Below are 26348 nucleotides of genomic sequence, written 5' to 3'. Positions count from 1 at the left end.
GCTCAGGCCACTCCCATGGTGCCGTGCTGCGCGAAATTTGCGCCGGCTCCGATAAGCAGTCCGAAAAACCAGGCGATGGCAACCCAATAGGCGTCAAGATGGACGACCAGATCGGCCGATTCCAGGAACCCCCAGATCGAGGCGAGGCTGAGCGCGAAGCCCGAGGCGATGAGCGTCTGGCGGATCGTCAGCATGCGCAGGAATTCGTCCTGCTCCTCGATTATGAGGCGCGCGATCGCCCAGAACACGCCGGACACCGCAAGGCCCGGCAGCAGCGCGATCGCAACGCGCCCGGCTAGCGGAACGACGAAGGCCTCGTCGGCGAAGGTCATGAACGCAAAGGTCGCAAGATAGAGCGAGGTGAAGATGGCGACGCGCTTGATATAGCGGCGTTGGGCGATGCCTTTGGGCACGCAATTGCCCGAGCCTGCCTCGTTCAGCCTGAGCAACGACACCGCCATCGCCACCATGGAAAGGAGCGGGACGATAAACAGGATGAAAACGGTCCCCTTGCTCTCGATCGCATCGCTAAGAGCGAGGCCGACAAGCGCGGCGGTCGAGGCACAGGTCATGCCCAACCAGAACCACGGGCCGCGGCCCAGAAAGCCGGCGGCGCGCGTCCTGTTCTTGAACGCCGCGCCGCTCACATCAGGCATCCGGCCGGGCACGGCTTTTCGGACTGGAGGGTTCCCCAGGCCGCGCCGACCAGGCCAAAGACGACCCCCGTGCTCGCACTGGCGCTGACGCCGTTCGTGTGCAGGACAAGGGCGACAAATAGGATGACGCAGGCCCAGGTAAGCGATTGTGCAACCACACGCATTGGTAAAGCTCCCTTTCAATAATGGAAAGGACACTTGTCATACCGTTTCGTCGGTGTCAAGCAAACTTTCCATAATCAACGAGGAACCGCTCCTCTCCGGATGTACTTATTGAACGAAAGGGTGACTTTGAAAGGTTTGCGCCCTATAGCGCTTCCCATGGCTTGTGCGCTGATCGCGATGTCCACCCGGACTACGACCACTACACCCTGGGATATCCGGGGGCGGTCGGTCGCGCGCTAAGCGTCAGCCACTGCCACCCGGTCTCGGGTGGCGCGGTGTCTTCCCGAAATCGGTCCTGAAACCCTCACGCCGCCCCTTTCGGCGCGCGCCCGCTTCGCTTAAAGCGCGCGCCGAGTGTGACACAGACGCGCAGACGGACTTGAACGATGAACGAACAGATCAGGATTAGCCTCCCCGACGGATCGGTGCGACCGATTGCACCGGGCAGCACCCCCGCCGACGTGGCCGCAGCCATCGGACCGGGGCTTGCCAAGGCCGCTCTGGCCGCGCGCGTCAATGGCGAAGTGCGCGACCTTAACCGCCCGATCGACGGCGACGCGGAGCTTTCACTCATCACCGCGCGCGACGAGGACGAGGCGCTCGAACTGGTGCGCCATGACTACGCGCATGTGCTCGCCGAGGCGGTGCAGGCGCTGTGGCCGGGCACGCAGATCACCTTCGGCCCGGCGACCGATGATGGCTTTTACTACGACGTGATGGCGCCCGCCTCGCGTGAGCCGTTCGGGCTCGAAGATCTGCCCGCGATCGAGGAAAAGATGCGCGAGATCATCAAGGCGGACAAACCGCTGATCCGCGAAGTCTGGTCGCGCGATCAGCTGATCGAAAAGTGGGAAGCCGAAGGCGAGAGCTTCAAGGCCGAGTGGGCCAGGGAACTTCCCGAAGACGAAGAGCTGACGGTATACTGGTCGGGCGAGCCCGGCAGTAAGGGCGCGTGGCTCGACATGTGCCGCGGGCCGCATCTCGCTTCCACCGGCAAGCTCGATCCGCAGGCCTTCAAGCTGATGCGCACGGCGGGCGCCTATTGGCGCGGCGATCAGAACAACGCGCAATTGACGCGTATCTATGGTACGGGCTGGCTCAACAAGAAGCAATTGAACGCCCACCTCCACCGGCTCGAAGAGGCGGCCAAGCGCGACCATCGCAAGCTTGGCCGGGAGCTGGACCTGTTCCACTTCGAGGATTTCGCGCCGGGCGCCGTCTTCTGGCACCCGCATGGCTGGCAGATGTTCCAGAACCTCTTGACCTATATGCGTCGCCGCCAGGAAAAGGCGGGCTATGTCGAGGTCAACACGCCCGACGTGATGGACCGCAGCCTGTGGGAGACCTCGGGCCACTGGTTCAATTACGGCGAGCACATGTTCACGACCCAGACCGAAGACGAGCGCGTTTTTGCGCTCAAGCCGATGAACTGCCCCGGCGGCGTGTCGCTGTTCGCGCATGGCCTCAAGAGCTATCGCGACCTGCCGCTGCGCATGGCCGAGTTTGGCAAGGTCCACCGCTATGAGCCGTCGGGCGCGCTGCATGGCCTGATGCGCGTGCGCCACTTCACGCAGGACGACGCGCACATCTTCTGCACGCCCGAGCAATTGAACGACGAGAACCGCGATGTCGTCGCGCTGATCCTCGATATCTATCGCGAGTTCGGGTTCGACGATGTGCGGATCAAGCTCTCGACGCGCCCTGAAAACCGCATGGGGTCCGACGAAGTCTGGGACACGCTGGAGGGTTCGCTGATCGACACGCTCGATGCGATGGGGCTCGAATACACGATCAACGAGGGTGAAGGCGCGTTCTACGGGCCCAAGCTCGAATTTGTCCTGCGCGATGCGATCGGGCGCGATTGGCAGTGCGGCACCTTGCAGGTCGACATGAACCTGCCCGAGGCCTTCGATATCGGCTATGTCGGCGAAGACGGCGAAAAGCACCGGCCGGTGATGCTTCACCGCGCGCTGTTCGGCTCGCTCGAACGCTTCATCGGCATCCTGATCGAACACTATGCCGGGCGCCTGCCGATGTGGCTCGCCCCGCAACAAGCGGTCGTGGCGACGATTGTGTCAGACGCCGATGACTACGCGCTCGATGTGGAAGCCAAGCTCAAACAGGCGGGCCTTCGTGTCGACAGCGACCTTCGCAACGAGAAGATCAACTACAAGGTGCGTGAGCATTCGCTTGCCAAGGTTCCCTACCTTCTGGTCGTCGGCAAGCGCGAGGCCGAAGAGGGCACGGTGGCGATGCGGATCTTGGGCGAAAAGGAACAGAAGTTCCTGCCGCTCGACGAGGCGATTGCAACGCTGACCGAGGCGGCCCTGCCGCCCGATCTTGCGGCCTAGCGCGGTCTTGTTGGTCAGGTCTTGGGCGCGGCGGCGTTCGCGGCGTTTTATCGGCTGCTTTGGCGATGGGCCTCAAACCGGTGCCGCGAACTCTGGCTACGGCCTGCCAGGCTCTGCGCTAAAGCGGAACAGGCTGGCCCGCGAGGATCAGAGCCGCGGCGCAGGCGAGAACGACGACGCCGGTCGCCAATTGCTCCGCACGCTGTTGAGCGATCGCGCAGGCGCGCAGGGAAAGACCTTTTGCTCTTTGCATGAGCAAAGGCTCGCGCAAATTTCCTAAGAGAGTGTTAACCGAGCGAAAAGGGGCGCTCGGGTGCGAGCGGCATGTGCTGGCTGGCGCAGTGGAATCCGCCGCCGCCGGCCAGCACCGCCTCGGCTGGCAATCCAATGGTATCCCGGTCCGCAAAGAGCGCAGCAATCGCCGCGACACCGTCAGCGTCGTAGGCTGTCCCGAATGTGGGCACGACCACCAGGTGCGTGGTGATCGCGAAATTCACGTAGCTTGCGGGCTCGACCGCGCCGCCGCGCTCGATCCTTCCCGGCGAAGGAATGCGGACCACGTCCAGTTCAGCGGCCACCGCGCGCACGGCGGCATCAGCGTAGATCGGCGCGTTGGGATCGTCCGCCCCGCTCGCCTCGGGAACCACCACGCGGCCCGGCGCCACGAACCGGGCGAGATTGTCGACATGGCCGTCCGTGTGATCGTTGACGAGGCCCTTGCCAAGCCAGACCACGCGGTCGAATCCCAGACGCTCGAAGAGTTCGGCTTCGATGGCGTCTTGGGTCATCGCCGGATTACGGTTGGGCTCCAACAGGCACTGCTCGGTTGTGATCGCGCAGCCTGTTCCGTCGGTGTCGATCGCGCCGCCCTCAAGGATCATGGGGCTCGTCTGTATCGCCAGTCCCGCGTCCTTTGCGAGCTGGGCACCGATCGTCGCATCGCCCGGCATTTCGTATTTCCCGCCCCACCCGTTAAAGCCAAAGCGTCGCGCCACGCGTTGGCCGTCCTCGAACACCACCAAGGGGCCGGTGTCGCGCAGCCAGATGTCTCCGTAGACACGCTGCTCCAACGTCACTTTCGAGCTGACCAGCGCCCGCGCCCGCTCTTCGTTCGCCTCGCCGCGCACCAGCAAACGCACCGCCTGTCCGCTGTCGGCGACCGCGCTTGCAAACCGTGCGATCTGCTGCTGCGCGGCCTCGAGATATCCGGGCCATTCCTCCGTGAGATGCGGAAACCCGATCCAGAGCCATTCCTGGGGCGCCCATTCCGGTGGCGTGAGGAGTTTGGGCATGCGCGAAGTTCCTTGCAAAGCGGGCGAGCGCTGGCGGCCTTACAGGCTTGCGCTTCGCAGGCAAACTCACCCACTTGCGCGCCGAGGCTGCGCGCGCCAAATCGGCGGTGACAATGGCTGACCTCGCCGCCTGGACCAGCGCCCTTGGCCGCGCACGCGCTTACGCGCCCTTCCTCGCTCGCTCGCTCGATCGCCTGCCCGAGCTGGCCGAGCTCCTTGCGCACGGGCAGGGTGAGGCGGCGCTCGATTGGGCGCGCGAGCGTGGCCGGTGCGAAGACACCGGTGTTGCGCTCAGGCGCGAGCGATTGGCTTTGGCGACGGCGCTGGCGATTGGCGATCTGGCCGGCGCGTTCTCGCTGACGCGGGTGATGGGGGAGTTGACCGCGTTCGCGGACCGCGCGCTGGACCGCGCGATCCGCACCGCGATCCAAGAGCGCACCGGAGAGGATAGCGCGCGCGGCTTCATCGCCTTGGCGCTTGGCAAGCAAGGCGCGGGCGAACTCAACTACTCCTCCGACATCGATCCGGTCCTGCTCTTCGATCCCGCCGCCCTGCCACGCCGCGCGACAGACGATCCGGGCGAGGCCGCGCAAAGATACACTCGGCGGATCATTGCGCTGCTGTCGGAAAACACGGCCGAGGGCTACGCTTTCCGTGTGGATCTGCGCCTGCGCCCCGCGAGCGAGATCAGCTTGCTGGCGGTTCCGCGCGAGCTGGCTCTGGTGCATTATCAAAGCGCGGCTCTGCCGTGGGAGCGCGCCGCGTTTACACGCGCGCGCGCGGCGGCGGGAGATATCCAGGCGGGCGAAGCGTTCCTTGAGGCGATCCGCCCCTTCGTCTGGCGTTCCGCGCTCGATTTTGGCGCGATGGAGGAGATCCGTTCGCTCACCGCGCGTATCCGCGACACGTCGTCTGGGCCGCTGACGCCAGGGCGAGGCTATAACGTCAAACGCGGGCGCGGCGGGATTCGCGAGATCGAATTCATTGTCCAGACCTTCCAGCTTATCCATGGCGGGCGCGATCCGGCGCTCCGCGTTCGCGGGACTCACGCGGCGCTTGACGCGCTTGCGAAAGCGGGCCGGATCGTGCCGGACCACGCGGAGACCCTCGCTCGCCATTACGATCGACTTCGCGTCGTCGAGCACCGCCTGCAAATGATCAACGACAGCCAGACGCACAGCCTTCCCAAAGGGCCTTTGCTCGACAATGTCGCGCGCCTCGATGGCTTGGCTGACGGATCGGCTCTGGTGGACGAGCTGCGCGCGCTGACCGATGAGACCGCACAGATCTACTCCAAGCTGATCGGGGAGCCGAAACGCGCGCCCGCAGCCCCCGCGTCCGAGCCCATGCCGCAAGAAGAGCGTGAGGAGCGGCTCGGCACCTTGGGTTTCGACAACGCCAAGGGCCTTGCCGAGCGCATCGCGGCCTGGCGCGACGGGCGCTATCAGACCCTGCGCAGCGAACAGGCGCTTGCCGCCTTTGACGCGCTGACGCCAGCCTTGCTGGAGGCCTTTGCCCAGAGCGATGATCCCATGCGCGCGCTCACCCGCTGGGAGAACCTGCTGGAACGCGCCTCCACGGCTGTGACGTTGTTTCGCCTGCTCAACGCTCAGCCGCACTTGCTCGATCGCTTGGTCGGCGCGCTCACTCTCGCGCCCACTCTATCGGATGAATTGGCGCGCAAGCCGGAATTGCTCGACATCCTGCTCGATTCAGGCGCGCTGGAATTGCCCGGCTCGGTGGAGGACATCGCAGCGCATATCCAGCGCAGCGCCGAGCGCAGCGATTACGAGGCGCTGCTCGACGCGATCCGGCGCATAACCGGCGAATTGCGCTTTGCGCTGGGCATCCAGTTGATCGAAGGGCTGGCCGATCCGCTTGCGATCGGCGCGGCGTTGTCTCGGATCGCGGGGGCCGCGCTCAGCCTTGCCGTTCCCGCAGCTCACGCCGAGTTTGCAGCGCGGCATGGCCGGATAGAAGGCAGCGAATTGCTGGTCCTGGGTCTGGGCCGCTTCGGCGGTGGAGCGCTGACCCACGCCTCGGACCTGGACCTCGTCTACCTGTTCAACGGCGATCTTTCGCTGCGCTCGGACGGGGAGCGCTCGCTTTCGACGACCAATTACTACAACCGCCTCGCCAGCCGGGTGACCGCCGCTCTATCGGTGCCGACCGCGCAAGGAGCGCTTTACGAAGTGGACACACGGCTCCGGCCGCAGGGCGCGCAGGGGCCGCTTGCGGTAAGCTGTGCTGCGTTCGAGAAGTATCAGCGCGACGCCGCCTGGACGTGGGAGCATATGGCGCTGGCCCGGGCGCGGGTCCTGATCGGGTCGCCTAAGGGGCACTCCGTGCTGGAAACGATCATGCGCAAGGTGCTGCGCCGCGCGCGCGATCCGCACAGCGTGCGGGCCGAGGTAAGCGACATGCGCGCGCAAATGGCGCGGCACAAGTCACCGGCAGGACCGCTTGACGTAAAGCGCCAGCGTGGCGGGCTGATCGACTGCGAGTTCCTGGTCCACTATTTCCAGCTGCGCGGCGTCGCTCGCGATGCCACCGCGCTCGCCGATCGGTTTCCGGACGCCTATTCGCCCGATCTTGGCGCCGCCATCCCCGCACTCACCGCCGCCGGCCTTTTGCCCGAGAGCTTTCGGTCGGACTACGATCTGCTGACCCGCATGCTTGTCGCACTGCGCCTGCTCGCGCCCGATGGCCTGGAGCCGCCAGCCTGCGCCGCCCGCGCGCTCGCCCGGGCGTGCCGCGCCGAAAGCTACGAGGCGCTGCTTGCCGATTTCGCTGCGGCGCGCGCGCGTGTATGCGCGGTTTGGAACCAGACCTTTGACGCAGACATTTCCGACACAGTCCCCCAAACAACCTGAACGGAGCACACATCATGAGCGATTTTCCCGCAGTCGGCGACCCGATGCCCGACATCGAAATGGGCACACCGGATGGCGGCACGGTCAAACCCGGTGACTTTGCGGGCAAGAAGCTCGTCGTGTTTTTCTATCCCAAGGACAACACGCCCGGCTGCACCACGGAGGCCAAAGACTTCACCGCTCTGAAAGGCGAGTTCGACGCGGCGAGCGTCGAGCTGCTGGGCGTCAGCAAGGACAGCGCCAAGAAGCACCAGAACTTCATCGCCAAGCACGGCCTGACCACGCCCCTGGCAACCGACGCGGAGGAAGACGGGCTGTCCGACGCGCTGGGCGTCTGGGCCGAGAAGCAGATGTACGGGAAGACCTATATGGGCATGGTCCGATCAACCTATCTCGTCGGCGCGGACGGAAAGATCGCGCAGGTCTGGCCCAAGGTGAAGGTAAAGGGCCACGCGGAAGAAGTCCTGGCCGCCGCCAAGGCGCTCTAGGCTGCCATGCAGTCCGTTGCCTCGGCCATTCGCGCCGCGCTGTTGACCGCCCAGCCGCGCGCCAAGTGCTTTGCGACGCGCGAGGTGGCGCGCCGGTGGCGGCAGGGGCACCTCGCATTCGTGTTCGATGAGGCTATGCCGGACCATCCCGCGCGGCCCGACGAGCCTGAGCTTTTGCCGCCCAACAAGATGCCCAAACGCGGGCGCGGCGGCTCTGAGCGCGCGCGCATCGCCTTGTGGCACAGCCTTGCGCACATCGAATTCGTCGCCATTGATCTGGCGCTCGATATGGCCGGGCGCTTCGGTGAGGCGCTGGGTGAGGAGTTCGTGAGCGACTTTCTCTCGGTCGCCGCCGATGAAGCGATGCATCACGCGCTGCTTGCTCGAAAGCTCCAGTCGCTCGGCAGCTATTATGGCGCGCTACCGGCGCATGGCGGGCTGTGGCAAGTCGCCTACGAGACCCGGCACGATGTGGCCGCGCGACTGGCGATCGTGCCGATGGTGCTCGAAGCGCGCGGTCTCGACGTGACGCCTGCGACCCTTGAGCGGGTGAAAGCGGCAGGGGATGAAAACGGCGCAAAAATCCTGACTCGCATCCTTGACGATGAGATTCGTCATGTCGCCTTTGGCACCAAGCATTTTGTCGCTTTGGCCGAGAATCGGTCCGAAAAGCCGGAAAAGCTCTGGAAATCGCTGGTAAGCACCCATTTTCGCGGCGCCGTTAAACCCCCATTCAACGACTCAGCGCGGCTTGCAGCCGGTCTGTCGCGCGATTTCTACGCGGAGATTGCTCTTTAACGAATCCGATTGAAAGGTCCACGGGTCTTAAAAAAGCGGGATTTCCCGCCGTTATTTCGCGCTAAGCCGATAATCGAGCGGCGCCGGGGCCAAAAGAGTCCCAGATAAAGGAATGGGTCGTCATGCGTATTGCTCAGGGGCACAAGGGTTCCATTTTTCTGAAATTAGGCGGCGCCGCTTTGATGCTGAGCGCGGCCTCGCCTGCCTTGGCCAACACGTCCGCCTCGACCGCGGCTGACGTCACAACGCCTGTCGAAGAGGCGCAGGCGGAAGAACTTGCCACCGGCGATCCCAGCTTTCGTCAGCTGTTTGCACGTTGGACTGCGCTCGATACCGCTGGTCCGGATCCGTTCGCTGTCGAAACGCCAAGCGTGCCGCAGCCGGTGTCGGTGCCCTCTCGCAGCCCGTTGACCACGGGTCGCCTGACGAGCGGTTATGGCATGCGCGTGCATCCTGTTTTGCGCCGCCGGAAGAAGCACAGCGGCATCGATCTCGCCGCGCCGACCGGGACGCCGGTCTACGCCACCGCCGATGGCGAAGTGGCCAGGGCGGATCGCTCAAGTTCCTATGGTCTGGTCATCTACCTTGATCACGGCGCCGAACTGCAAACCCGCTACGCGCACCTTTCCAAGCTTCTGGTGGCCGACGGTCAGGAAGTGAAGAAGGGCGATGTCATCGGTTACGTAGGGTCCACCGGGCGTTCGACCGGGCCGCACCTTCACTATGAAGTTCGCGTCGATGGGGTTGCAGTCAATCCGATTCCCTATATGAAAGAGGTCACCACGGTTGCGGAGAAGGGTACAACCGGATCCGCGCGCTACACGGGCCAAGGGGGCGAGTGAGCGCTTTTAAGAGTTAACCCGCCTGGAAGCGGGTCGGACATTGGAGAGGGTGTCCGAGTATGGGCGGCGGGTTTTCCCGCCGCCTTTTTTTGCGCCAGCGCGCGGTTAGCGGCGCGGGGCCGAATGGGCTTTTCGATTTCACTTGAGTGCACGGACCGCCTCGTTAGATTTCCTTTCGAGAGAGACAAAGCGCGCCCGCGTCGCGGCCCGTACCGGGCTTCGCCCCGCCGCGTGAGTGGAGAGAAATATGACCCTGCATCCGATCGCGCACGCCGCGAACCGTCCCGACCATCCTGCCGTCATCATGACCGGCAGCGGCGACCGGATGACCTACGCCGAAATGGACGCCGAAGCGAACCGGTTCGCCCGCCTTCTCAGGCAACGCAAGCTTGGCCCCACCGCCGAGGGGGGAGACGCCTTCGCCGTCCTGCTTGAGAACCGGCTCGAATACTTCGTCCTCAACTGGGGCTCGCAGCGCGTTGGCACCATGCTGGTCCCGATCTCGACCCGCCTGACCGGGCCGGAAATTGCCTACATCCTCAAGGATTCCGAAGCGAAGCTGCTGATCACCTCGACCCATTTCTCCGAGGCGCTCGACACCGTCCGTGCCGAATGCCCCGATCTCGAGATCCTCGTTATGGACAGCGGTGCCGACGACGATTTCGCCGCCGAACTGGCGCGCCACAGCGACGCGCCGGTCGAGGACCAGCGCGCCGGGCTCATCATGCTCTATTCGAGCGGTACGACAGGCCAGCCCAAGGGCGTCAAACCCGCGCCGCCCGCCGACCCCGATCCCATGGCTCCCGTTCCGCTGATGGGCCTCGCGACGCTGGGCGCTGGCATGCCCGCCGATGGCTCGATGGTCTATCTCTCGCCCGCCCCGCTTTACCACGCCGCGCCGCTTGGGTGGTGTTCGACCGTTCATCGGCTCGGCGGGACGGTCGTTGTGATGGAGAAGTTCGAACCCGAAGCCGCGCTCAAGGCGATCGAAACCTACAAGGTGACCGACAGCCAATGGGTGCCGACCCATTTTGTCCGGTTCCTCAAACTCGATCCGGCGATTCGCACCCGCTACGATCTTTCCAGTCACCAGCGCGCGCTCCACGCCGCCGCGCCATGCCCCGTTCCCATCAAGCGCGAGATGATTGAATGGTGGGGCCCGATCGTGAACGAATACTACGCCGGCTCGGAGAGCATCGGCATGACCTTCGCCAGGAGCGAACAATGGCTCGCCCACCCCGGAACGGTCGGCGCGCCGATCTATGGCAAGCTGCACATTTGCAGCCCGGATGGGGAAGAGGTTCCGGCCGGGCAGGACGGCCTGATCTTCTTCGAGAACGATCTGCTGCCTACCTATCACAACGATCCCGACAAGACCGCCGAGGCGATGCACGCGCAAGGCTGGATGACGCTCGGCGATATCGGCCATGTCGATGAGGACGGCTTTCTTTATCTCACCGACCGCAAGAGCCACATGATCATCTCGGGCGGGGTGAACATCTACCCGCAGGAAATCGAGAACCTGCTGGTGACGCACGACAAGGTGATGGACGCCGCCGTCATCGGTGCGCCGGATCCCGACCTTGGCGAGAAGGTCGTCGCCGTGGTGCAGCCGATGGACATGGGCGCGGCCGGAGACGCGTTCGAGGACGAGCTGCGCGCGTTTCTCGCGCCCAATCTTGCACGGATGAAGATGCCCAAGCTGTTCGATTTTCGTCCCGAACTCCCGCGCGAGGCCAACGGCAAGCTGTACAAGCGAGAGCTGCGCGACGAATACGTCGCCAAAGCGCGCGAGAACGCGTGATGGCGAGCGCGGCGCGAGGCGAGCCGGCTGTCCTCCCCACCCCGCTGGCCAAGGCGGTGATCGATCCGCACGCTTACGCTGAGTGGGATGGCCTGCTCGATACATTCGATCTCATTCGCGCAACGACGCCGGTTGCCAAGGTGGTGCCGCAGGAAGAGGGGTTGTTCGAGCCGTTCTGGTTCATCAGCCGGTACGATGATGTGATGCGCATATCGAAGGACAACGCGACCTTCCTCAACAATCCCAAACCGGTGGTCTTCAGCTTCAATCAGGCGATCGAGTTCAGCCGCGCGGCGACGGGTTCGGACATGCTGGTGGATTCGCTGGTGGTCTTCGACGCGCCGATCCACCCCAAATATCGCAAGCTGACCCAGGACTGGTTCATGCCGCGCAATCTCAAGCGCATCGAGGCGGAGATCCGGGCGCTTGCCGCGCGCACCGTCGATGCGATGATTGACGCGGGTCCCGAACTGGACTTTGTCGAGAAGGTGTCCGGGCCGTACCCCTTGCGGGTCGTCATGCAGATCCTCGGCGTTCCGACCGAGGACGAACCGCGCATGCAGATGCTCACCCAGCAGCTGTTTGGCGGGCAGGACAAGGACCTCTCGGGCACCGGCATGGACCAGATGTCGCCCGAGCAAGTGATCCAGCTAGTCGCGGGCGCGGTGAAGAGCTTTGAGGACTACTTTGCCGCGCTCGCCGAAGATCGCCGGGCCAACCCCACCGATGACGTCGCCAGCGTGATCGCCAACGCAACCGTCGACGGCGAACCGCTGCCGCCGCGCGATATGGCGGGCTATTACATCATCGTCGCGACCGCCGGGCACGACACGACCAGCGCCTCGACCGCCGGCGCGATGCAGGCGCTCGCGCAGGATCGGGAGCAATGGGCGCGGGTTCGCGCTGACCGCTCCTTGCTACCGGGAATTGTCGAGGAAGCGATCCGCTGGACCAGCCCCGTGCAGCACTTCATGCGCACCGCAGCCGAGGACGTGGAGGTCGGCGGGCAGCTGATCCGCAAGGGCGACTGGATGATGATCAACTATGTCGCGGCCAATCATGACCCGACACAGTTCGACGATCCGCGCCGCTTCGACGCCGCGCGCTCGCCCAACCGCCATCTCGCCTTTGGCGCGGGCGCGCATCAGTGTCTGGGCCTGCATCTTGCGCGGCTGGAAATGAGGCTCCTGTTCGAAGCCCTTCTCGACCGGGTGGAGAAGGTGGAGCTGGCCGGCGAGCCCAAACGGGCGACCAGCACGTTCGTGGGCGGGCTCAAAGCACTTCCGCTTTACTTGAAGGCGGTCTGACCAAATGCAGGCTAGTTGATGAAGTGCATGCGAGAGCGGGGGATTTCGAACGAGTTCGGGAATTCGGCTGGAGACAGGAAATATCGCGATCACGTAACAGACTTAAACCTAGAGACATATTTCGCAAATTCCGGCGTAATGAACCCTGTATGAACCGATTTTTCTTCCAATTACGAACAACATGTGATAAATGATTGCCCATGGCAAAAACTGAACGAAAGGATGTTGCGATTTTCGCAGCAGCCCCGTCTGCGGGCGCAATACGATGACTTTACTGGCTGAATACAACTTACCGTTCTTGGCCGCCCTTATTGCGCTTGTGCTTATCAGCGTTGCGCAAATAGTTGGTCTTGGCGATCTGTTCGAGAGCGCGGACGCGGATCTCGACATCGAGCTTGATGTCGATCCGGACGCCGCCGTGAGCGGCAGCTTCATGGATGGCGTGTTCAGCCTGCTGGGGCTGGGGCGCGTGCCCTTCCTCATCTGGTTGATGGTGCTGCTGTTCGTCTTCGCGGCGATAGGTGTCTCGGGCCAGCAATTGGCGATCGCGCTTTTGGGTCAGCCGCTCGACACCGCGGTTGCGGCGGTTCTGGCCGGCGTTGCGGCGCTGCCGGTGAACGGCGCGCTCACGCGGCCGCTCGCCAGGCTGTTGCCGCAGGATGAGACCAGCGCGGTCTCGCTCGATACGCTGGTGCGCCGCGATGCGGAAATCCAGATCGGCACCGCGCGGGCCGGCAGTCCGGCGCGATCGAGGGTCATCGATGTCTTCGGGCATCCTCATTTTGTCATGGTTGAACCGCATGATCCCAATACGGTGTTGAGCGCAGGCGAAACTGTCCTGCTTGTGCGCCGCGAGGGGGAGACGTTCTACGCGGTGCATTACGAAAGCCCGAAGCTGCAGCTGGACTGAGAGGGGCCCAAAACCCCTGAAGCAGCGCGCAAGCGGGCCCAATCGAGTTAAACAGGAGAAAACATGGAATCGTTGATTACAGTTGGCATTTACGTGGGCGTGGCCCTTATCGCCGTGGTGGCGATCTTTGTCTTCCTCACCACGCTCTATCGCCGGGCCTCGAAAGAGACCGCCTTTGTGCGAACCGGTGTGGGCGGCGAGAAAGTCGTCATGAACGGCGGCGCGCTGGTCTTTCCGGTGTTCCACGAAACGATGCCGGTGAACATGAACACACTCGTGCTCAGCGTGGTGCGCAAGGACGCCGAAGCGCTCATCACGCTCGACCGTTTGCGGATCGATGTGAAGGCGGAATTCTATGTCCGCGTGCGGCCCGACGCCGGATCGATCGCGATGGCTGCGCAGACGCTGGGCCAGCGCACGATGCAGCCGGAAATGCTGAAAGACCTGGTCGAGGGCAAGTTCGTCGACGCGCTGCGCTCGGTCGCGGCGGGGATGAGCATGAACGAGCTGCACGAACAGCGCGCCGACTTTGTCCAAAAGGTGCAGCAGGTGTCGTCCAACGACCTCGCGATGAACGGTCTGGAACTGGAATCGGTCTCGCTGACCGGCCTCGACCAGACGAGCATCGAGCACTTCAACGCCAACAACGCGTTTGATGCCGAAGGTCTGACCAAGCTGACCGAGCAGATCGAAGCGCGCAAGAAACTGCGCAACGATATCGAGCAGGACACGCGCGTTCAGATGGAGACCAAGAACCTCGAGGCGGACGCCAAGAGTTTCGAGATCGGGCGCGACAAGGAATACGCCCGCCTCCAGCAGGAGCGCGAAGTCGAAATCCGCCGCGCCTCGCAGAGCGCCGAAATCGCCAGCGAGCAGGCAAAGCGCGAGCGCGAGGCGGAGGCCGCGCGCATTCAGGCCAAGAAAGAGGTCGATAGCCAGCAGATCGAAGCCGACCGCGCGGTCGAAGAAGCGCGCATCGATCAGGTCCGCGCGCTCGAAATCGCGCGTCAGGAACAGCAGATCGCGGTGCAGAACAAATCGCGCGAGGAAAGCCAGGCCAAGGCCGAAGCCGACGCCGCGCGCGCCAAGGCGGTCGCCGCCGAAGAGCAGGTCGTCACCTCACGCGAAAGCGAGATCGCCGAGCGGAGCAAGAAGATCGAGCTGATCGAAGCGGCCAAGGTGGCCGAGCGCGATGCGATTCAAATCAAGGTCGAAGCCGAAGCCGAGAAAGACGCCGCGACCAACCGCGCCGAGGCGGCAAGGCTGGAAGCCAAGGGAGACGCGGACGCGGAAATCCTGCGCGCCGAGGCCGACCGGGTGCGCTTCGAAGTCGAAGCCGCCGGTCAGCAGGCGGTCAACGAGGCGGCGAATATCCTGTCGATGGACCAGATCAGCCTGCAGACCAAGCTGGCGCTGCTCAAGGTCTTGCCCGAGGTCGTGCGCGAGAGCGCCAAGCCGATGGAAGCGATCGATTCGATCAAGATCGTCCAGGTCGACGGGCTCACCAATGGCGGCGGAAAAGCGGCGAACGATGGCGGCGCGGGCGGCGGCGCGTCGGGGTCTTCCGGCAACCTTGCCAGCGACGCGGTCTCCGCTGCGCTCGCCTATCGCGCTCAGGCCCCGGTGCTCGACGGGCTGATGAAGGAGCTGGGCCTGGATGGCTCCTCGCTTGGCGGTCTCGCCGAAGCGGCGGCCAAAGACCCGAAGGCGGTCGAGGAAGCTGTGTCGAAGCTGACGTTTCTGAACGACGAAGGTTCGGATGGCGGAATGGACGATGGCATGGGCGAACTCGGCACGGACGAAGCGGCCGAGTAAAGCCTAACTCCCCTCCCCTCCCCTCCCCTCGGCGAGGGGGCGGGGGTGGGGGCTTTTCCAGTCACGTTCCGCTGTCCCCCAATCCCCCCATCCCCAACCCTTCCCCTTGGGGAAGGGGGCGGGTTGGTAAAAAGTGGGTTTGTGTTGTCTCGTCCGTCGAGACGCTCAGACTGCGTCATCGCTCCTAGCGATGAGCGGATTTCTGGATTGGTGGTGTGGCCCTCACCCCAGCAGCCTTTGCGCCATCTCGCGCACATCGGCGCCCATATCCTCGCGCTCCAGCGCCAGAGCGAGCGTTGCCTCGACAAAGCCCAGCTTGCTGCCGCAATCGTAGCGATGGCCGTCGAAAGTCACCGCGTGGAACGGCTGGGTGCCGATCATCCTCGCCATCGCGTCGGTCAGCTGGATCTCGCCTCCTGCGCCCTTTTCCTGATTCTCAAGCGTGCGCATCACTTCGGGCTGCAGGATGTAGCGGCCTGAGATGATCTTGTTCGACGGCGCCTCGGCAAGCGGCGGTTTCTCGACCAGACCCTTCACTTGCGTGAGCGCGCCATCCGCGGCGCCGGGATCGATCACGCCGTAGCTCGGCACCTCTTCCATCGGCACTTCGAGCACGCTGATCAGGTTGCCGCCAACCTTCTCATAGGCATCGACCATCTGCTTCATGCAGCCCGTACCGCCGGTTTTGCCGATCATCAGCTCGTCAGGCAGGAAGATCGCGAAGGGCTCATCGCCGACGATGGCGCGCGCGCACCAGATCGCGTGGCCCAGCCCCATCGGCACTTGCTGGCGCACGGTGATGATGTCGCCCGGCGTCGCGCGCGTGGCCTCGAGCACGCTCATATCCTTGCCGCGCTCGCTCATCGTGGTCTCCAGCTCGAAGGCCATGTCGAAATGCTCGACAATCGCGGTCTTGCCGCGGCCCGTGACGAAGATCATCTGCTCGATCCCCGCCTCGCGCGCTTCATCGACGGCGTACTGGATCAGCGGTCGGTCGACCACGGGAAGCAGCTCTTTCGGGATGGCTTTGGTCGCTGGCAGGAAGCGCGTTCCCAACCCCGCGACCGGAAACACGGCCTTCTTGATCGGTTTGCGTGAAGCGCTGGTCATGACGGTCCCCCATTGCCTGTGTGAGCGATGGCGCTGCGTTGCCGCTTGCCCCTGCCAAGGTCAATGCCGATCGAGCCGGTTTGGTGCAGCTGTCAGATCGCGGGTCAGTTGCGCGAAAGAAAGGTTTCGCTAAGGGCCTTGGCATGGACAAACTCATCATTCGCGGCGGCCAGCGCCTGGTCGGCACCATTCCCGTTTCCGGCGCCAAGAACTCCGCCCTCACCCTGATACCCTGCGCCCTGCTGACCGAAGAGCCCGTCACCCTGCGCAATTTGCCGCGGCTGGCGGATATCGATGGCTTTCAGCATCTCATGAACCAGTTCGGGGTGACGACCGCGATCCAGGGGACGCGTCCCGAAGACTTCGGTCGCACAATGCGCCTCGAAGCGACGCGGATCACCTCCAGCGTCGCGCCTTATGATCTGGTGCGCAAGATGCGCGCCTCGATCCTGGTGCTGGGGCCCATGCTGGCGCGCGCGGGCGAGGCGACGGTCTCGATGCCCGGCGGCTGCGCGATCGGGAACCGCCCGATCGACCTTCACCTGAAAGCGCTCGAAGCGCTCGGCGCCGAGATCGAGCTTGCGCAAGGGTACGTCAAGGCGATGCAGCCCGATGGCGGAATGCCGGGCGGCGACTTCGACTTCCCGGTGGTCAGCGTGGGCGCGACCGAGAACGCGGTCATGGCCGCGGTGCTGGCGAACGGGACGAGCCGCCTGTTCAACGCCGCGCGCGAGCCCGAGATTGTCGATCTGTGCAACCTGCTGACCGCGATGGGGGCAGAGATCGAAGGGATCGGCACCTCCGATCTCACCATTCACGGCGTCAAGCGTCTGCACGGCGCCACGTACCGGGTCATGGCCGACCGGATCGAGGCGGGCTCTTACGCCTGCGCCGCGGCGATCACGGGCGGCGACGTGCGGCTCGAAGGCGCCAAGGCGGACGAGATGCAGGCGACTATCCATGCCCTGCGCAGCATCGGTGTGCACGTCGATGAGGACGCCAAGGGCATTCGCATCGCTGCCAACGGGGCACTGAGGCCCGCCGACCTGACCACCGCGCCCTATCCCGGCCTTGCGACCGACATGCAAGCGCAGCTCATGGCGCTGTTGTGCAAGGCCGATGGCACCAGCGTCCTCAAGGAGACGATTTTCGAGAACCGCTTCATGCACGTGCCCGAACTGGCGCGCATGGGCGCGGATGTGACCGCGAACGGGCGCACGGCGGTGGTCAAGGGGGTCGATACGCTGACCGGAGCCGAAGTGATGGCGACCGATCTGCGCGCCTCGATGAGCCTCATCATCGCCGCGCTCGCCGCGCAAGGCGAATCGCAGGTGCGCCGCATATACCACCTAGATCGCGGCTATGAGCGGCTGGAGGAGAAACTGAAGCTGGTGGGCGCGGATATCGAGCGGGTGGGCGACGATTGATGCGCCGCGCTGTGGCCCTCGCGACCGCCTTGGCCGCAGCGTCGGCCAGCGCAGCGAGCGGGAATGAATCGTCCGTCGAACTGATCGTCGAAGGCCCGCCCATTGAAGCCAAAGCGACCGGGCAGGACCACATCTATCCAAGGCCAAGCGTCCCGGGACCGTATCGGAGCAGCTCCAGCGCCGCCGGCATTCTGGCTCAGGGCTGGAGCATGCTGGGCCGCGAAGACTTGGCCGCGGCGGCGGGCTCGAATGAATACCGGGCGCGCCCTTGTGAGGCGTTGGCAGGCGGCGCATCGGGGGCTCAAGAAGTGCTCGACGTCATCGCCGCGCGAGCTGCCAATGCTCGGATTGTCATCATCAACGAAAGCCACGAAGTCACCCTTCATCGCGATTTCTCGCGCCGGGTGATCGAGCGCCTGCGCCCGCTGGGCTATTCCGTGTTCGCTGCCGAGACCTTCGCCAACCTGAAAGACAAGACCGACCCGGTCGAAGAAAGCGCTGCGCTGCCCTATCCCCGCGCGCGCGACGGACATTATCTGCTTGAGCCAGTCTTTGGCGAACTGGTCCGCAGCGCCAAGCGGCTGGGCTTTCGCCTCGCGGCCTATGAGCAGGCCTGGGTTCCGGAGGCCGAGCGCCCGACGGACATGAACGAGCTGACCGCGGCGCGAGAGCAGGAACAGGCCGAAAACCTCGTCGCTATACTGCGCGCGCTTGGCCCTGACGAAAAGCTCCTCGTCCATGCCGGCTATTGGCACGCGAATGAAAGCGGAAAGCGCGGTGCGAACGGGACCGACCGCTCGTATATGGCGGCGCGGCTTAAGCGGATCACGGGACTCGATCCGCTGACCATTGCGCAAACGGAATGCCGTGGCAGCGCAGATACAGTCCGCTTGTCGGCGCCGGGTGATCGGATCAAGGGCGCGTTCGACATCCTCGTCGATCATCCGATTCACGGCTTTCGCCATGGCCGCTCTGACTGGCGTTTCGCCGATGGAGCAAAACTAATCGGCATCCCCGAACCCTATGCGAGCGCTGACGAAACCCTGATCATCGAAGCTTTTGCCGAGAACGAGCCCTTCGAATCTGTCCCCGTAGACCGCGTCTGGGTCGAACCGGGCGAGGATGTGAAGCTGGCGCTGAAGCCGGGGCGTTATCGGGTGCGAGCGGTGCGCCCGGTCATATTGCGGCCCGCTGGCTCACCAACCACACCCGGATAGCGCTGGCGAGGCCCGGCGGCGTTTCGGCCCGAATCCGCTCCGCATCGATCCGCGCGACCAGCGCGCTGATCGGCACGCCCTCGCGCTGCGCCGCCGCGCGCAGCATGTCCCAGAAAACGGGCTCAAGACTGATGCTCGTCTTGTGCCCGGCAATCGCAACCGAGCGTTTGACCGGCGGGTGGTAGGGCGTGGTCATCGCGAAGGTTTACTCCACCGCACAGGCGCGCACATCAATTTTTTGGGGTGGTTGGCGGGATACGCGGGTCGTAACGGTGCGCCATGCGCTCCGACCTTAATCAGCTCACGCAAAAGGAGAAAGACGTCCTGCGCCTTCTCGTGCGCGGGCATGACGCCAAATCGACGGCGCTCAGCCTCGGCCTGTCGGTGCACACGATCAACGACAGGCTGCGCGAGGCGCGTCGGAAACTTGACGTCACCAGCAGTCGGGAGGCCGCGCGGCTGCTTTATGAAGCGGAAGCGGCTGACCCCCAAAAAGATGCGCGCACGCTTTTGGGGGATGCGAACGCGGCGCGAGAGACCGATCCTGATCAAGTCGCCGCGGTGTCTGACCGCGCGATTCTCTTGACAGGAGGATTTGTGTTGATGCTTTCATTCACCCTCGCCGCTGCGATGCTTGCTGTGTCGGCGCTTTCCGACGATCGACCGCCTGGCGATCCGGCGACGCCACTTGAAACCGCGCAACTTCAGGAGTTCGAACGATCGGCGCTTGCATGGCTGGCGCTCGTGGACGCGAGCGATTGGACGGCCAGCTTCGCTGCGGCAGGCCAGTCCTTTCAGGAACCCAACACCGTTCAAACGTGGCGCGAGGCGTCCGAGCAGGCGCGCGTGCCCCTGGGTGCGGTGATCGAGCGGGAAACCGTCACAGCCGATTACGTCAACGCGCCGCCGCATGGCTACGTTATCATGGAATTTCGCACCGACTTTGCCAAGCGGTCCGGTGCCACCGAGAAGGTGACGCTCGAACGCGAGGGGGCGCCTGGAAAGTGGTTGGCTACGTAATCGATTGATCGGGCGCGCGGTTCGCCAAGCCTGAGGCGCCAAGTCTAAGTCACGAGGTCTACGCCGCTGTCGCCTTGTCCATTGGCGTGGTAACCGTTCCAGGCGCGCGCGGGCCGAAGGGTTGCAGGCGAAGCGCGGCGAGCGCCAGTTCGCGCAAGGGTAGGGGGCTTTCGAATTGCAGGCCGTGGCGCGTCGCGCTCTCGCCCGCTTCGCGCCAGACCACTTCGCCCCGCAGCGGCCCCATGCCGGGAAGCTGAAAGCCGATCAGGTGCCCGCGTTCGAGTGGCGCTTCGCATTCGAACTTTGCGCCGTGGGTCGAGATATCGATGAGGCGGGCGGTGTGGCTCGCGCGGTCGTCGGTCACGCGCACGGATGCGGGAATGGTTAGCCGGATGGGCCGCAGGCGAAAGGGCGCGCGCTCATGCAGGAATTCATCGAGCGCGATCGGCCCGGCAAAGCGGTAGCCCGCTTGGCTTTCGGCCTCCCAGCAGCGCTCGATCGGGTAGGTAAGGCCATTGCCCAGCGCAAGGATGAGGCGGGCCTCGGGCGGGCTTTCGTGAAGAAAGCCGAGCGTTACGCCCTCGTCCGAGACATCGCGCACCAGGCAGACATATTCGCCCGTCTGACACACGATCTTGGCGCTGCGCAGCAGGAGCGAAGAGCGCCTGACAGAGCGGGTCTCGCTCGACAATGCGAGAGCGGTTTTGGTCATCGAACACCTCCTGCCGGGCTGGCCGGCGAATTCCGGTGAACAAGACCTAGCGCCTTGTGGTTAACGACGCGTCAAGCAAGGCCCCCGCCTAAGCGCTGGCCGTGCCCTCGATCTCGATGAGGATATCCGGGTGGTAGAGCTCCCTCACCCCCAGAAGCGTGCAGGCAATCTGCGCCCCGGCCTCCGCGTGGATCGGCATGATCTGGTCCGCGACCTCCATGAAGGCGGGCACGTCAATTGTGTACATGTTGAGCCGGACGAGGTTGGCGGGCGTCATGTCCGCCGCGGCCAAGGCGTCGACCACGTTCGCCCAGGCCACCTTGTATTGCGCGACCAGATCGCCCGGATGGAGCGGCGCGCCTTCGGCGTCCGAGGCGGTCTGACCGGATAGGTAGAGCGTGCGCTCGCCGCCGCTTACTTCGACCGCGTGATTGAGGCGAAAGCCCTGCATCCAGGGGGTCGGGTTGTGCGGTGTGACCTTCATCTTTGCGCCTATGTTCGCAGCGGTCCGGGAAAGGGCCTCAATACATGTGCTGTCCGCCATTGATGCTCATCGTGGAACCGGTGACAAAACCGCCGTTCTCCGAGGTCAGGAACGCGACACCGCGCGCGATTTCCTCGGCCTGGCCCAGTCGGCCGACGGGTATTTTGGCGACGATCTTTTCCAGGACATTTTCCGGCACGGCGGCGACCATATCGGTGTCGATATAGCCCGGCGCGATGGCGTTGACGGTGACGCCGAATTTCGCGCCCTCTTGCGCCAGCGCCTTGGTGAAGCCGTGAATACCCGATTTGGCTGCGGCGTAATTGACCTGGCCGTACTGCCCGGCCTGGCCGTTGATGGAGCCGATATTGACAATCCGCCCCCATTTGCGCTCGCGCATTCCGGGAAAGGTCGCCTTGGCCATGTTGAAGCAGCCGCCCAGATTGACGCGCATGACGTCGTTCCAGTCCTCAAAGCTCATCTTGTGCAGCGTGCCATCGCGCGTAATGCCTGCGTTGTTGATGACGATATCGACCGGGCCGTGATCGCTCGCCACCTTTGCGCAGCCTTCCAGGCACGCCTCGTGATCGCCGACATCCCATTTGTACGCGGGAATGCCCGTTGCATCGGTGAAGGCCTTCGCCTTTCCCTCATTGCCCCCGAAATTGGCGATAACCGTATGCCCTTGCCGCTTGAGCCGCTGGCAAATGGCTTCCCCGATTCCGCGCGTCCCGCCGGTTACAATGGCGACTCGGCCCATGGTGATCTCTCCCGTGATCGTTTGGCGCGAGAGGGTAACCGAGCCGCCCCGTCAGGCAACACAAAACGCCCGCAAACACGGCGCATCACACTAAAGTTGTACGAAAAGGCGGCTCGATCAGAACTTGATCTGCGTGCCGACATAGACGGCCTGGCTGTCCTGATCCGCGTTGGTCAACGGGCCGAGGGGGCCGAAGCGTTCGCGTTCCTGGCTGAGGCGCACGCCCGCCGTTACGTCGATCTTGGACGAGATACGGAACGCGCCACCCACATCGACGGTCTGCGCCGCCAGATTGTCCAGGGTGTTGGCCGAGCGCCCGCTCACCCGTTCGCCCTCCAGTTCGATGCGCGGTCGCAGCCGGCTTGGCTTGTCGTTGGCAACCTGTTGGGTCGGCTCAAACTCCGAAAGATCCGGCATGCTGAGATCGCGGACCGAATCGGGCAAGGTCACGGTGCGCGCAAAGCTCTGATAACCGCGCGCCGTTCCCAGGTTGAAGCGCGCGGTGTTCAGCGAAGAAATGCCTTCACCGGCGCCCGGAGCCGCCTTGGCCGCGTTGCGCACGCTGATCGCCTGCGCGGTGTCTTCATCGACCCGAATCGCAACCGTTACGGTGCGCTTGCCCAGAGCGGGATTCGTCCCCGCGGGGGTGAAGCGCACCCCCTTTTCTCTTGACTTGTCGGCGATCCGGGCCGCCAATTCGGGGTTGACCGAGGCGGGCGTGAAGAGATCGAGCGCGCTCACTTCGCTCCTGGACGGATCGATGCCGAGCGTCACAAGGGCGAGACTGGCGGTCGGAAAGGCAAGCATGGCCACAGCGGACGCGGCGAGAAGCGGCAGCTTGAACTGCTTCGAAGCTTCCCCTTTCCTGCGCCATTCCATGACTTGTTACTCCCAAGGCCGTGCGGCTTTCCTATCTGGAAAACCTTAACTGAACGCGGCCTGATCAGCCCGCAGACTCGCGCAGTATCACAGTAGCATATGGTTGCCGTAGCGTCTTGTACAATCGATTCCGGGCTTTTCGCTTGAAGAAGCGCGTGACCTGTGGCCCCGTTCACACACGCAGTTCACACACGCGCCGCCGCCGCATGGCCTATCCGCGAGGCCCATGCTCAAGGCCCACACCCAAGGCCCCCGTACAAGACCCATGCACACAAACCTTGCTCCACACCCTTTGCTCGCCCTTGCCGCGCGCGGCGCGGCCACTATAGGATAGCCAAATGTCAAAAATGAGGAACTGCGCCGCCGTGCCTAACGCCACCTTTGCAATCTCCCGCGCCGCGCTCGCCGTGGCCGCGATCGCCGCGCTGGCAGCCTGCGGAGGCCGCGACCGGCCCACAACCGATCTGCAGTCGGCCCAGATCAACGCCATCGGCGTGAACGCCTATCTCTGGCGCGCGGCGCTGGAGACGGTCAGCTTTGCACCGTTGCTTCAGGCGGACAGCGCGGGCGGGGTCATCGTAACCGACTGGTACGCCAACCCTTCCAATCCGAACGAGAGGGTTAAGATGACCATTGCCATCCTCGATCAGGACCTTCGCGCGGACGCTCTTCGGGTCGCCGCTGTTCGGCAAATCGCCCAAGGCAATGGCTGGGTCGACGCGCCTGTTCAGGCGGCGACGGTCCAGAAGCTGGAAGACATCATCCTCACCAAGGCCCGCGACCTGCGGCGCAAAGCGGTCCAGGGCTAACTTCTCACTCGCATACGGGCGCTTGCCATGACCGACACCCGATTCGATCCGTCGAAAGCTGACGGGCGCTGGCAGCGCGCGTGGGACGAAGCGGGCACTTTCATCGCCGATTCGAACAGCGAAAAGCCCAAAAGCTTCATCCTCGAGATGTTCCCCTATCCCTCGGGCCGCATCCATATGGGCCATGTGCGCAATTACACGATGGGCGATGTGCTGGCGCGTTACAAAAAGATGCGCGGATGCGAAGTGCTCCACCCGATGGGCTGGGACGCGTTCGGCATGCCTGCCGAGAACGCCGCGATGGAAAAGAAGGTCCACCCCGGCGAGTGGACCCGGTCCAATATCGAGGCGATGAAGGCGCAATTGAAGCGCATCGGCTTCGCGCTCGACTGGACCCGCGAATTCGCGACCTGCGACCCCGAATATTACGGGCACGAACAGGCGCTGTTTCTCGATATGTACGAGGCGGGTCTGGTTTACCGCCGCCAGAGCGAGGTCAACTGGGACCCGGTCGATATGACGGTGCTCGCCAACGAGCAGGTGATCGACGGGAAGGGCTGGCGCTCGGGCGCCGAAGTCGAGAAGCGCAAGCTGGATCAGTGGTTCCTCAAGATCACCGATTTTGCCGAAGACCTGCTCGCCGGGTTGGACGAGCTGGAGGATTGGCCCGACAAGGTGAAGCTGATGCAGGAAAACTGGATCGGCAAGAGCCAAGGGCTCGAATTCAGCTTTGAGCTTTCGAACGGTGACAAGCTGCCGGTCTACACCACGCGCCCGGACACGATTTTCGGCGCAAGTTTCTGCGCGATTGCCGCCGATCACCCGGTGGCTCAGTCGTTGAGCGAGAGCGCCGACGTCGCCGCGTTCATCGAGGAGTGCAAGAAGGGCGGCACGACGGCGGCGGAGCTTGAGACCGCGGAAAAGCTCGGCTTCGACACCGGCATCACCGCGCGGCACCCCTTTACGGGCGCGGCCCTTCCCGTGTTCATCGCGAACTTCGTGCTGATGGATTACGGCACCGGCGCGGTCATGGGTGTGCCAGGCCACGACCAGCGCGACTTCGAATTCGCCACCAAATACAAGCTGCCCATCGCCCGCGTCGTTGCCAGGGATGTGTCCGAAGCCGATGCGCCGATGGGCACCGAGGCTGAGCCGGGTGACGGCGTGATCGTCAATTCCGATTTTCTCGACGGGATGAGCGTCGAGGACGCCAAGGCCGATGTGATCGCGCGCGCGGAGAAAGAGGGCTGGGGCGAGGGCACCACGGTGTGGCGCCTGCGCGACTGGGGCATTTCGCGCCAGCGCTATTGGGGAACGCCCATCCCGATCATTCACAGCCCCGATCACGGCCCCGTACCGGTTCCGCGCGATCAGCTCCCCGTGACGCTGCCTGAGGATATCGATTTCGAAACCCCCGGCAATCCGCTCGAACGTCACCCGACCTGGAAGCACACGACCTGCCCGATCAGTGGCAAACCGGCCCTGCGTGAGACCGACACGCTCGATACGTTCACGAATTCCAGCTGGTACTTCCTGCGCTTTGCCTCGCAGCCGGAGGATGCACCGTTCGACCGGCAAGAGATCGCGAAGTGGCTTCCGGTCGAGCACTATATCGGCGGGGTCGAGCACGCGATCCTGCACCTGCTCTACGCCCGCTTCTGGACGCGCGCGCTGGCCAGGATCGGTCAACTTGATGTGAAAGAGCCGTTCGCCGCGCTCTTCACGCAAGGCATGGTGACGCACGAGACCTACAGCCTCGGCGATGGCAGCTGGCTGAGCCCGGATGAGGTGACAAAGGACGGCGCCGACTGGATCGCGATCGAAGACGGCGCTCCGGTTACCGCCGGCCGCGTCGTCAAGATGTCCAAATCGAAGAAAAACGTCGTCGACCCCGACGCGATCATCGCGGATTACGGCGCGGACGCGGTGCGCTGGTTCATGCTGTCCGACAGCCCGCCCGAGCGCGATCTGCCGTGGTCGCAGGACGGCATCGAAGGCTGCGCTCGCTTCGTTCAGCGCCTGTGGCGCCTTTTCCAGCAATACGATCCCGACGCGACCGGGGAGGACAGCGCACAAGACAAGGCTCTCGCGCGCAAGGCCCATCAGGCTATCGTTGCGGTTGCCGAGGACATCGAGGCGCTCGGCTTCAACAAGGCGGTCGCCCGGATTTACGAGCTGACAGGCGCAACCGAGAAGGCCGCGCCGAGCGCCAGCCGCACCTTCGCGATCCGCACACTGATGAGCCTCGTGAGCCCGATGATGCCGCACCTCGCCGAAGAAGCCCATTCGCGTTTTGGGTCCGCCGCCGGGAACGAAGGGCTGATTGCCGATGCCCCATGGCCCGAGCACGATCCCGCGCTGCTGGTCGAGGACGAGGTGACGATTGCCGTGCAGGTGATGGGCAAGGTTCGCGATACGATAAAGGTGCCCAAGGGGAACACCCAGGAGGCGAATGTCGCCATTGCCATGGCCAGTAAGAATGTGATTCAGAACCTGGGTGGCAAAGAGCCGAAGCGCACAATTTATGTCCCTGAACGACTGATCAACTTTGTTGTCTGAAAGCACCTCGCATCACCCTGAACTTGTTTCAGGGTCCACCGCCGCTACAACCGTGATGCTCGCAAGTGAG

24 protein-coding genes are annotated in these 26348 nt (G+C 64.1%); 14 read left to right on the top strand and 10 right to left on the bottom strand.

Going from position 1 to position 26348, the window contains the following annotated elements:
* Nucleotides 1–2: 2 nt before the first annotated feature.
* Together QNI87_RS07375 and QNI87_RS07370 are read right to left on the bottom strand one after the other, a co-directional pair.
* Nucleotides 3–656, bottom strand: a complete 654-nt coding sequence (locus tag QNI87_RS07375) for a hypothetical protein (RefSeq protein ID WP_300595536.1) — start codon at nucleotides 654–656, stop codon at nucleotides 3–5.
* Nucleotides 644–820 carry a hypothetical protein gene (locus QNI87_RS07370; protein ID WP_300595535.1) on the bottom strand — a complete coding sequence of 59 codons (177 nt, stop codon included), beginning with the start codon at nucleotides 818–820 and terminating at the stop codon, nucleotides 644–646. The genes QNI87_RS07375 and QNI87_RS07370 overlap by 13 nt, the downstream gene beginning before the upstream one ends.
* A 387-nt stretch (nucleotides 821–1207) precedes the next feature.
* Between QNI87_RS07370 and thrS the strand changes: the two genes are divergently transcribed.
* Nucleotides 1208–3172 carry a threonine--tRNA ligase gene (gene thrS, locus QNI87_RS07365; protein WP_300595534.1) on the top strand — a complete coding sequence of 655 codons (1965 nt, stop codon included), beginning with the start codon at nucleotides 1208–1210 and terminating at the stop codon, nucleotides 3170–3172.
* A gap of 118 nt (nucleotides 3173–3290) precedes the next feature.
* On the opposite strand, the gene QNI87_RS07360 is transcribed toward thrS, so the two are convergent.
* A complete protein-coding gene (locus QNI87_RS07360) occupies nucleotides 3291–3425 on the bottom strand; it encodes a hypothetical protein (protein ID WP_300595533.1) in 135 nt (44 codons plus the stop codon).
* A gap of 34 nt (nucleotides 3426–3459) precedes the next feature.
* Nucleotides 3460–4464, bottom strand: a complete 1005-nt coding sequence (locus QNI87_RS07355) for an agmatine deiminase family protein (RefSeq protein WP_300595532.1) — start codon at nucleotides 4462–4464, stop codon at nucleotides 3460–3462.
* 113 nt (nucleotides 4465–4577) lie between these two features.
* On the opposite strand from QNI87_RS07355, the gene glnE reads away from it, so the two are divergent.
* The 8 genes from glnE (at nucleotide 4578) to QNI87_RS07315 (ending at nucleotide 15301) form a co-directional block, all read left to right on the top strand.
* Complete coding sequence (glnE, locus tag QNI87_RS07350) at nucleotides 4578–7337, top strand: bifunctional [glutamate--ammonia ligase]-adenylyl-L-tyrosine phosphorylase/[glutamate--ammonia-ligase] adenylyltransferase (RefSeq protein WP_300595531.1); 2760 nt, start codon at nucleotides 4578–4580, stop codon at nucleotides 7335–7337.
* Nucleotides 7338–7351: 14 nt separating this feature from the next.
* Entirely contained in the window at nucleotides 7352–7825 is a 474-nt protein-coding gene (locus QNI87_RS07345; RefSeq protein ID WP_300595530.1) for a peroxiredoxin, read from the top strand.
* 6 nt (nucleotides 7826–7831) lie between these two features.
* The gene (locus QNI87_RS07340; protein WP_300595529.1) at nucleotides 7832–8623 is read left to right on the top strand and encodes a ferritin-like domain-containing protein; all 792 of its coding nucleotides are present in this window, start codon (nucleotides 7832–7834) and stop codon (nucleotides 8621–8623) included.
* A gap of 122 nt (nucleotides 8624–8745) precedes the next feature.
* Entirely contained in the window at nucleotides 8746–9465 is a 720-nt protein-coding gene (locus tag QNI87_RS07335; protein ID WP_300595528.1) for a M23 family metallopeptidase, read from the top strand.
* A gap of 247 nt (nucleotides 9466–9712) precedes the next feature.
* Nucleotides 9713–11269 carry an acyl-CoA synthetase gene (locus QNI87_RS07330; protein ID WP_300595527.1) on the top strand — a complete coding sequence of 519 codons (1557 nt, stop codon included), beginning with the start codon at nucleotides 9713–9715 and terminating at the stop codon, nucleotides 11267–11269.
* The gene (locus tag QNI87_RS07325) at nucleotides 11269–12576 is read left to right on the top strand and encodes a cytochrome P450 (RefSeq protein ID WP_300595526.1); all 1308 of its coding nucleotides are present in this window, start codon (nucleotides 11269–11271) and stop codon (nucleotides 12574–12576) included. The genes QNI87_RS07330 and QNI87_RS07325 overlap by 1 nt, the downstream gene beginning before the upstream one ends.
* Before the next feature lie 265 nt (nucleotides 12577–12841).
* Nucleotides 12842–13486, top strand: coding sequence for an OB-fold-containig protein (locus tag QNI87_RS07320; RefSeq protein WP_300595525.1), 645 nt, complete (start codon nucleotides 12842–12844; stop codon nucleotides 13484–13486).
* A gap of 63 nt (nucleotides 13487–13549) precedes the next feature.
* Nucleotides 13550–15301 (top strand): flotillin domain-containing protein, encoded by a 1752-nt coding sequence (locus QNI87_RS07315; protein ID WP_300595524.1) that lies wholly within the window; start codon nucleotides 13550–13552, stop codon nucleotides 15299–15301.
* Between the two features lie 222 nt (nucleotides 15302–15523).
* Here the strand turns inward: QNI87_RS07315 and galU are convergent, their stop codons facing one another.
* A complete protein-coding gene (gene galU, locus QNI87_RS07310; RefSeq protein ID WP_300595523.1) occupies nucleotides 15524–16411 on the bottom strand; it encodes a UTP--glucose-1-phosphate uridylyltransferase GalU in 888 nt (295 codons plus the stop codon).
* Nucleotides 16412–16554: 143 nt separating this feature from the next.
* On the opposite strand from galU, the gene murA reads away from it, so the two are divergent.
* Together murA and QNI87_RS07300 are read left to right on the top strand one after the other, a co-directional pair.
* Entirely contained in the window at nucleotides 16555–17838 is a 1284-nt protein-coding gene (gene murA / locus QNI87_RS07305; protein WP_300595522.1) for a UDP-N-acetylglucosamine 1-carboxyvinyltransferase, read from the top strand.
* On the top strand, nucleotides 17838–19055 hold the full coding sequence (locus QNI87_RS07300; RefSeq protein ID WP_300595521.1) for a hypothetical protein: 1218 nt from the start codon (nucleotides 17838–17840) through the stop codon (nucleotides 19053–19055). The genes murA and QNI87_RS07300 overlap by 1 nt, the downstream gene beginning before the upstream one ends.
* Here QNI87_RS07300 and QNI87_RS07295 read toward each other — a convergent pair.
* Nucleotides 19015–19251, bottom strand: coding sequence for a ribbon-helix-helix domain-containing protein (locus QNI87_RS07295; RefSeq protein WP_300595520.1), 237 nt, complete (start codon nucleotides 19249–19251; stop codon nucleotides 19015–19017). The genes QNI87_RS07300 and QNI87_RS07295 overlap by 41 nt on opposite strands.
* An 83-nt stretch (nucleotides 19252–19334) precedes the next feature.
* Here QNI87_RS07295 and QNI87_RS07290 point away from each other — a divergent pair, with 83 nt between their 5' ends.
* Nucleotides 19335–20075: a DUF4019 domain-containing protein gene (locus QNI87_RS07290; protein WP_300595519.1), complete on the top strand. Its 741-nt coding sequence runs from the start codon at nucleotides 19335–19337 to the stop codon at nucleotides 20073–20075.
* 58 nt (nucleotides 20076–20133) lie between these two features.
* Here QNI87_RS07290 and QNI87_RS07285 read toward each other — a convergent pair whose 3' ends face one another.
* From QNI87_RS07285 to QNI87_RS07270, 4 genes are all read right to left on the bottom strand, one after another.
* Entirely contained in the window at nucleotides 20134–20787 is a 654-nt protein-coding gene (locus QNI87_RS07285; RefSeq protein WP_300595518.1) for a PilZ domain-containing protein, read from the bottom strand.
* An 88-nt stretch (nucleotides 20788–20875) separates the two neighbouring features.
* A complete protein-coding gene (locus QNI87_RS07280) occupies nucleotides 20876–21271 on the bottom strand; it encodes a RidA family protein (RefSeq protein WP_300595517.1) in 396 nt (131 codons plus the stop codon).
* Nucleotides 21272–21308: 37 nt separating this feature from the next.
* Nucleotides 21309–22031: an acetoacetyl-CoA reductase gene (gene phbB / locus QNI87_RS07275; protein WP_300595516.1), complete on the bottom strand. Its 723-nt coding sequence runs from the start codon at nucleotides 22029–22031 to the stop codon at nucleotides 21309–21311.
* A 117-nt stretch (nucleotides 22032–22148) separates the two neighbouring features.
* Nucleotides 22149–22910 carry a hypothetical protein gene (locus QNI87_RS07270; RefSeq protein ID WP_300595515.1) on the bottom strand — a complete coding sequence of 254 codons (762 nt, stop codon included), beginning with the start codon at nucleotides 22908–22910 and terminating at the stop codon, nucleotides 22149–22151.
* A gap of 347 nt (nucleotides 22911–23257) precedes the next feature.
* Here QNI87_RS07270 and QNI87_RS07265 point away from each other — a divergent pair, with 347 nt between their 5' ends.
* Nucleotides 23258–23719, top strand: coding sequence for a DUF3576 domain-containing protein (locus tag QNI87_RS07265; protein ID WP_300595770.1), 462 nt, complete (start codon nucleotides 23258–23260; stop codon nucleotides 23717–23719).
* A gap of 27 nt (nucleotides 23720–23746) precedes the next feature.
* Entirely contained in the window at nucleotides 23747–26278 is a 2532-nt protein-coding gene (gene leuS / locus QNI87_RS07260) for a leucine--tRNA ligase (protein ID WP_300595514.1), read from the top strand.
* The last annotated feature ends 70 nt before the right edge of the window (nucleotides 26279–26348 follow it).

The organism is Erythrobacter sp. (assembly GCF_030066995.1).
Lineage (GTDB): Bacteria > Pseudomonadota > Alphaproteobacteria > Sphingomonadales > Sphingomonadaceae > Erythrobacter.
This window is presented reverse-complemented; position numbering and strand designations above follow the sequence as displayed.